Consider the following 318-nt stretch of genomic DNA (forward strand, 5'->3'; position numbering starts at 1 on the left):
CAGCAGCGGGTCGACGCCCGCCGCCTTCACGTCGCCATAGGCGTCCAGGTAGCCCTTGGTGTCGAACACCGCGTTGGGGTTGCGGCCCTCCTTCCAGCCGTAGAGCTGGTAGTGGTCGTAGGCGAAGGCGAACGGATCGCGGCCCGAACTCGTCGCCGCCCGCGCCACGTCGAGGTTCGACAGCAGGTAGTACTCGGCGTCGAAGCCCGGATGCCCGCCGAGGTCGGCGGTCCTGCCGACCGCGGCAAAGGTCTCGCGGCCCTCGCCCTGGCCGTAGAGGAGGTAGTGCGCGAGCGGGTCGACGCCGGCGGCCTTCAC

Annotated in this window: 1 protein-coding gene; it reads right to left on the reverse strand. The window is 70.8% G+C overall.

Going from position 1 to position 318, the window contains the following annotated elements; all coding sequences use genetic code 11:
* The coding region (locus tag HPY23_RS01355; protein ID WP_200649539.1) for a hypothetical protein at positions 1-318 on the reverse strand (318 nt) is incomplete at both ends.

Source organism: Methylobacterium ajmalii, assembly GCF_016613415.1.
Classification (GTDB): domain Bacteria; phylum Pseudomonadota; class Alphaproteobacteria; order Rhizobiales; family Beijerinckiaceae; genus Methylobacterium; species Methylobacterium ajmalii.